The 6,963-nt window shown below is 76.7% G+C and carries 7 protein-coding genes; 5 read left to right on the top strand and 2 right to left on the bottom strand.

The genetic code is table 11. From position 1 onward, the window contains the following. A partial coding sequence (locus tag FHL79_RS24340; protein WP_138761131.1) for a hypothetical protein occupies nt 1–890 on the bottom strand: 890 nt, incomplete at its 3' end. Between the two features lie 127 nt (nt 891–1,017). After that, nucleotides 1,018–1,647, bottom strand: a complete 630-nt coding sequence (locus FHL79_RS24335; RefSeq protein WP_138761130.1) for a sigma-70 family RNA polymerase sigma factor — start codon at nt 1,645–1,647, stop codon at nt 1,018–1,020. A 171-nt stretch (nt 1,648–1,818) separates the two neighbouring features. On the opposite strand from FHL79_RS24335, the gene FHL79_RS24330 reads away from it, so the two are divergent. The 5 genes from FHL79_RS24330 to hemC all read left to right on the top strand — a co-directional run bounded on the left by FHL79_RS24330 (nt 1,819) and on the right by hemC (nt 6,927). Beyond that, complete coding sequence (locus FHL79_RS24330) at nt 1,819–3,450, top strand: AMP-binding protein (protein ID WP_138761129.1); 1,632 nt, start codon at nt 1,819–1,821, stop codon at nt 3,448–3,450. Continuing rightward, on the top strand, nt 3,443–3,688 hold the full coding sequence (locus FHL79_RS24325) for a glutaredoxin family protein (RefSeq protein ID WP_138761128.1): 246 nt from the start codon (nt 3,443–3,445) through the stop codon (nt 3,686–3,688). The genes FHL79_RS24330 and FHL79_RS24325 overlap by 8 nt, the downstream gene beginning before the upstream one ends. Before the next feature lie 223 nt (nt 3,689–3,911). After that, complete coding sequence (locus tag FHL79_RS24320; protein ID WP_138761127.1) at nt 3,912–4,604, top strand: redox-sensing transcriptional repressor Rex; 693 nt, start codon at nt 3,912–3,914, stop codon at nt 4,602–4,604. Beyond that, nucleotides 4,601–5,989, top strand: a complete 1,389-nt coding sequence (locus tag FHL79_RS24315) for a glutamyl-tRNA reductase (RefSeq protein ID WP_138761126.1) — start codon at nt 4,601–4,603, stop codon at nt 5,987–5,989. The genes FHL79_RS24320 and FHL79_RS24315 overlap by 4 nt, the downstream gene beginning before the upstream one ends. A 5-nt stretch (nt 5,990–5,994) precedes the next feature. After that, nucleotides 5,995–6,927, top strand: coding sequence for a hydroxymethylbilane synthase (gene hemC / locus FHL79_RS24310; protein WP_246081197.1), 933 nt, complete (start codon nt 5,995–5,997; stop codon nt 6,925–6,927). The last annotated feature ends 36 nt before the right edge of the window (nt 6,928–6,963 follow it).

The raw sequence follows: 6,963 nt of genomic DNA, 5'->3' as shown, positions 1-6,963 counted from the left end.
GCGGGACAGGGCGCGGGTCGGGGGCCGAGCTCGTCGGTGCCCGCGGTCGACGGGCCACCGGGGCAGTCCAGCGCCCGCCCGAGGCCACCGCCGCGCACCGCGACCCGGGCGGCCAGGTCGCGGGAGGCGGCCAGGGCGCCCTCGGCCCCGGTGGGCACGGCCCGGGACAGCCGGTCGATGCCGGCCTGCTGCTCGTCGGCCCAGCCGGTGAGCACCGTGAGGGCGCCGGTGTCCGAGCGCGCGAGGGCGGCGGCGGTCAGCGCCGCCGTGCCCTCAGCGGTCTGCGCGTCCATCGTCTGCAGGGTGTCCACGACCAGGCGGACGTCGGGACCCGCGGCCAGCATCCCGCCACCGCTGGGAGCGGTGCCGGCAGCGGGCGCCGCGTGCGGCTGCACCCCGACCAGCTGGCCGAGCTCGTCGAGCCGGGTGGTGGCGAGACCGAGGAGGGTGAGGCCACGGTCGTTGCCGGCCAGTGCGAGCTGGGTCTGCTCGCTGCCACGCTTCAGGTCGTACAGCAGGTCGCCCGGGCGGGCGCCCTGGGCGAGGGCGAGCAGCCCGCCGAGCGTGGCGAGGGTGAGCGCGGCGCCGGTCAGTCCGGCCGTCACCCGGGTCCGCCAGCGGGGTGCCGGCGCGTCGGCCGAGCCGGCCAGCAGCCGGCGCAGCGTCCTCCCCCGCGCCGGAGGACGACGGGTGGCGCCCGCCGCTGCGGGAGTGCGGACGGCGGCCATCGCGACCAGCCGGGCCCGGGTGGCCGCGCGGAACTCCTCGTCCGGGGTCGCGGCGTGCGCGGCCGACAGTGCCTGCAACCGCTCGACCAGCGCCTCCTCCGAGCGGGGCGAGCGGACGCCACGGCGGGGGGCGCCCGTCGCACCGTCGCCGTGCCCCGTCACGGTGTCCCCCCTCGTCCCTGTCGCGCCGGGTGCCGCCGGACCGGGCACCCCTGACCGGTCAACGACCCGGCGCCACCGGCCGTTACGGGGTGCCGGCCGGTGGTCGGCACGGGGATCGCCACCCCGGTCACCGCAGCCCCTCGGGCAACAGCGTGGCCAGCCGGCGCACCGCCCGGTGCTGCAGCGCCTTCACGGCGCCGTCCTTCTTGCCCATCGCGGCCGCCGTCTCGGCCACCGACAGGCCCTGCACGAAACGCAGCACCAGGCACTCGCGCTGCTCGTCGGACAACTGCGCGACCCCGGTCATCAACTCGGCGTCGGCCAGCCGCTGCAGCACCGTCTCCTCCGGTCCGGCGGTGGCCCGGTCGGCGTCCCGCATGTCGGCGGTCGGCACCTCCAGCCGGGAGCGGCTGCTCTTCACGTGGTCCAGCACGATGTTGCGGGCGATGGTGACCAGCCAGGCACCCACGTCGCGGCCCTGGAAGGTGAGCGAGTCGATCCGGCGCAACGCGCGGACGAACGTCTCGCTGGTGAAGTCCTCGGCCGTCGCCCGGTCGCCGACCTTGTGGACCAGGTAGCGGAAGACGACGTCGACGTAGCGGTCGTAGAGCTCCCCGAAGCCCTCGGCGTCGCCCTCCTGGGCCCGGCGGACGAGCTCCCAGACGGCGCGCTGGTCAGCGGGCATCGGTGCGGGGTCGGCGGCGGCGCCGGGTGCGGCGGGCAGGGCGGCTGCCGTGGTGGGCCGGGCGCGGGTCATGCCGGTCGCGGACCTCCTCACGGCCCCCAGCTGACCGGTGCCTCGGGCCCTCGTCCGGCCCGAGCACGCGCGGGAACGCTGCGGCCCGCGCCCCATGGTGACAACATCGTGGCCCTGCGTCCACGCGACCCCGCCCCTGGCCGGTCGCCCCCGATCCTGCGGAGGTCTGTCGTGCCGGTCGACGAGGTGCCGGCTGCCGACGTGGCCGCGGCGCGGCCCGGCGAGGTCCGGTCCTTCTCCGCGCTGGTGCGCAGGGCGGCTGCCGCCGCCGGGGCCGCGCCGGCCCTGGTCGCCGGTGACGTGCGGCTGAGCTGGGCGGAGCTCGACGCGCGGGTCGACCGTGCCGCGGCCGGCTACCTCGCCCGGCAGCTGCGCCCCGGCGACCGGGTCGCGGTCCAGCTCCGCAACGGCGTCGACTGGGTGGTCGCGGTGATGGGCGCCCTGCGGGCCGGGCTGGTGGTGGTGCCGGTCAACACGGCCTTCACCGACCCGGAGACCGAGTACCTGCTCGGCGACTCCGGTGCCCGGCTGCTCGTCGTCGACGCCGCGCGGGCGGAGTTGGCCGGCGTGCCGGTCAGCGTCGGGCCGCCCGCCTCGGACGACCCGGCCCCCGCCGACCCCGAGGACCCGGCCGCGCTGGCCCTGCTGGCCTACACCAGCGGCACCACCGGGCGCCCGCGCGGCGCGATGCTCACCCACGCCGCGCTGCTGGCCAACCAGCAGCAGCTGCTGGGCCTGGACCCGGCGCCGGTGCGCACCGGCGACCGGGTGCTGCTGGTCCTCCCGCTCTTCCACGTCTACGGCTTCAACGCCGGCTGGGGCCTGGTCGCCGAGACCGCCGCCTGCGCCGTGCTGGTCGAGGAGTTCGACCCGGCCGCCACGCTCCGGCTGATGGCCGAGGAGGAGGTCACCGCCGTCCCCGGGGCCCCGCCGATGTACGCCGCCTGGCTCGCCGTGGCCGACGCGACCGGCAGCGACGCCGTCCTGCGCCGCGGGTTCGCCGCGGTGCGGACCGCCAGCTGCGGCGCCGCACCCATGCCCGGCGCGCTGTTCGAGGCGATGCGCACCCGGGCCGCGGTCACCGTCTGGGAGGGCTACGGCCTCACCGAGGCCGGGCCGGTGCTCACCAGCACGCTGGCCACCGGCCGGGCCAAACCCGAGTGCATCGGCGGCCCGCTGCCCGGGGTGGAGCTCGCCCTGCGCGACACCGCCGGCGGCCCGACGGCCGGCCCGGACCCGGGCAGCGTGGTGCGTGCCGACGTCTTCGGCGACCCGTTCGCCGACGACGACGCCGAGCACGACGAGGCCGGCGAGATCTGCGCCCGCGGGCCCAACCTGTTCAGCGGGTTCTGGCCCGACGGTGCCGACGGCCCGGACGCCCACGGCTGGCTGCCCACCGGCGACATCGCCTACCGCGACGCCGACGGCGACCTCCGGCTCGTCGACCGGCGCCGCGACCTGGTGCTGGTCAGCGGCTTCAACGTCTACCCCGGCGAGGTCGAGCGCGTGCTCGACGAGCACCCGGACGTGGCCGAGAGCGCGGTGATCGGCGTGCCCGACCCGCGCACCGGGGAGGCGGTGCACGCCGTCGTCGTCCGCACCCCGGAGGGCGGCGTCACCGAGCAGCAGCTGCGCGAGCACGCGGCCCGCTCGCTGGCCCGCTTCAAGGTGCCGGTGGGCGTGCACTTCGTCGCCGAGCTGCCGCACTCGCTGGCCGGCAAGGTCAGCCGGGCGCGGCTGCGGGAGCTGGGCCTGGAGCGGGCCGCGGCGACCGCCGCGGCGGCGGAGGACGACGATGGCTGAGCGGGTGCAGCTGCTGACCCGCGAGGGCTGCCACCTCTGCGTGGTCGCCGCGGAGACGCTGACCAGGATCGCCGGTGAGGAGGCCGGCCTGCCCGTCGAGCTCGTCGACGTCGACGCCGACCCGGAGCTGCGGGCCGAGTACGGCGACCTGGTGCCGGTGGTGCTGCTCGACGGCCGGGAGCACAGCTGCTTCACCGTCGACGTCGTCCGGCTGCGCCGGGACCTCGGCCTCGGCTGACTCGTCGGCGCCCCGGACGGGTGGTCCGGGGCGTGGTCCTGGACACAGCGGGGCCCCACGACCTGCGCAGACGCTTTGCGCGACTTTGTTCAGGCGTTCACAAGCGGTTACCGTGGCAGACGTCGGACGCCCTCGCGCCCGCTGGCTGAGCATCTCAGTCCGAAGTCCCCCGATCGTCCCCGGGTCCCCACCGGTCACGATCGGATCGCTGTGGAGTCTGCCCGTGTCGGAGTCTCGGCCCCGGATCGTCCCGGAGGCCACCGTCGCTCGTCTGGCCGTGTACCTGCGGGTGCTGGCCGGTCTCGCCGACGGCGGTCGCAGCTCCGTCTCCTCCGGGGAGCTGGCCTCCGCCGCCGGGGTGAACCCGGCCGGGCTGCGCAAGGACCTCTCCTACCTGGGCCCGTGCGGCGTCCGTGGCGTCGGGTACTCCGTGGCCGGCCTGCGGGAGCGGCTCACCGAGGTGCTCGGCGGGGAGCGGTCGCGTCCGTGCGTGCTGGTCGGCATCGGCCGGCTGGGCTCCGCGCTGGCCGACTACGCCGGGTTCGCCAGCCGAGGCTTCCAGTTCGTCGGGCTGCTGGACAGCGACCCGCGGACGGTCGGCACCGAGGTCGGGGGGCTCCCGGTCCACCCGGCCGAGGAGCTCGAGGCCGTCGTCGCCCGGACCGGGGCGACCATCGGGGTCATCACGACACCGGCCGAGGTGGCGCAGACGGTCTGTGACCGGCTCGTCGCGGCCGGGGTGAGGAGCATCTTGAACTTCGCGCCGGTGGCGTTGACGGTCCCCGCGGGCGTCGACGTCCGGAAGGTCGACCTCTCCGTGGAGCTGCAGGTGCTGGCCTTCCTCGACCAGCAGCGCGACGGCTCGGCACCCGTGGTCGCCGCGCTGCGCGCCGACCCCCAGGAGTCGGTCCGATGAGCCTGCTCGCCCTCGGCATCAGCCACCAGACCGCGCCGGTGTCCCTGCTCGAGCAGGTGGCCATGAGTGGTGACGACACCGTCAAGACGCTGCACGAGCTGGTCGACGCCGAGCACGTCACCGAGGCCCTCGTCCTCGCCACCTGCAACCGGATCGAGGTCTTCGCCGAGGTCGACCGGTTCCACGGCGGGATCACCGACGTCAGCCGCGTCCTCGCCCGGCACGCCGGCGCGACGGTGGAGGAGCTCTCCCCGTACGTGACGGTGCACTACGAGGACCAGGCGATCGCGCACCTGTGCACCGTCGCCGCCGGCCTGGACTCCATGGTCGTCGGTGAGACCCAGGTCCTCGGTCAGCTCCGGGCGGCGTACGCGCTGGCCCAGGAGGAGGGCACGATCGGGCGCGAGCTGCACCCGATCGCCCAGCGCGCGCTGCGCGTGGGCAAGCGGGTGCACGCCGAGACCGGCATCGACAAGGCCGGTGCCTCGCTGGTCTCCGTCGCCCTGGACCGGGTCACCGACTCCATCGGTGAGCTGGCCGGACGGCCGGTCCTGGTGGTCGGCGCCGGGTCGATGGGCGCGCTGGCGGCCACCACGCTGGCCCGCCGGGGCGCCGCGGTCACCATCAGCAGCCGGACGCCGGCCAGCGCGGCACGGCTGGCGGAGTCCGTCGGCGGCCGCCAGGCCGACCTCGAGCAGCTGGCCGAGGAGCTCACCGCCGCCGACGTCCTGGTCACCTGCACCGGCGCGACCGGCACGGTCATCGGCACTGACGTGGTCTCCACCGCGCTCGCCGGCCGCGGCGGGCGCCCGCTGGTGATCGTCGACCTGGCGCTGCCCCGCGACGTGGACACCGCCGTCGCCGGGCTGCCCGGCGTGCACGTGGTCGACCTGGCGATGCTGCAGGGCGAGCGGGCCGCGCACCCCGGCCGGCCGGTGGCCGGTTCGGTCGCCACCGACGACATCGCCGCCGCGCACGCCCTGGTCGAGCTGGAGACCTCCCTGCTGCGCGCCGAGCGGCAGGCCGCCGCGGTGGCGCCGACCGTCTCCGCGCTGCGCAGCCAGGCAGCCGGGGTGGTCGACGCGGAGCTGCTGCGGCTGTCCACCCGGCTGCCCGACCTGGACGCCAAGGCGCGCAGCGAGATCGCCCGCACCGTCCGCCGGGTCGTGGACAAGCTGCTGCACGAGCCGACCGTGCGGGTGAAGGAGCTGGCCAGCGCCCCGAACGGCACCGACTACGCCGACGCGCTGCGGGCGCTGTTCGGCCTCGGGCTGGACGCGGACACCGCCGACCTGTCCCGTGCGGTGTCGGTCGACCCCCAGCTGCCGGCCGGCACGACGCTGTCCGCCCTCGACGTCCTCTCGGTCGAGGGGGCTCCGGAGTGACCGGCGTGCAGACCACCACCCTGCGGCTCGGCACCCGGGCCAGCCGGCTCGCGCTGACCCAGTCCCAGCTGGTGGCCGACGCGCTGAGCAGCTCCAGCGGCCTGCCGGTCGAGCTGGTGCACGTGAGCACCTACGGCGACCGGTCGACCGAGGCGATCGCCCAGCTCGGCGGCACCGGCGTCTTCGTCAGCGCCCTGCGCGACGCGCTGCACGCCGGCACCGTGGACCTGGCCGTGCACAGCTTCAAGGACCTGCCGACCGCGCCCACCCCCGGGCTCACCGTCGCCGCCGTGCCGGCCCGGGAGGACCCGCGCGACGTGCTCGTCGCCCGCGACGGGCTCACCCTCGGTGAGCTGCCCCCGGGTGCCCGGATCGGCACCGGGGCGCCGCGGCGGACGGCCCAGCTGCGCGCGCTCGGGCTGGGTCTGGAGATCGTGCCGATCCGCGGCAACGTCGACACCCGGATGGGCAAGGTCGCCTCCGGCGAGGTGGACGCCGTCGTCCTCGCCCGCGCGGGCCTCGCCCGGATCGGCCGGTTGTCGGCGGTCACCGAGACGCTGGACCCGATCCAGGTCCTGCCCGCCCCGGCGCAGGGCGCCCTGGCCGTGGAGTGCCGCAGCGACGACACCCGGGTCCGGGAGCTGCTCGCCGCGCTCGACGACCCCGCCGCCCGGGCCTGCGTGGCCGCCGAGCGGGCCGTGCTGGCCGCGCTCGAGGCCGGCTGCAGCGCACCGGTCGCCGCCCACGCCGAGCTCACCGAGGCCGAGGACGGCTCCGCCGAGCTCTGGCTGCGCGCCTCGGTCACCGCGATCGACGGCAGCGACTCCGTCCGCGACTCGATCTCCGGACCGGCCACCGAGGCCGAGTCCCTCGGCCGACAGCTCGCCGCCGAGCTGCTCGACCGGGACGCCGCCGCGCTGATGGCCGTCAGCCGGTGACCGCCCCCACCCGGGCAGCAGCGCCCGGCACGAGCC

It is taken from the genome of Modestobacter altitudinis, from assembly GCF_005930475.1.
Taxonomy (GTDB): domain Bacteria; phylum Actinomycetota; class Actinomycetes; order Mycobacteriales; family Geodermatophilaceae; genus Modestobacter; species Modestobacter altitudinis.
This window is presented reverse-complemented; position numbering and strand designations above follow the sequence as displayed.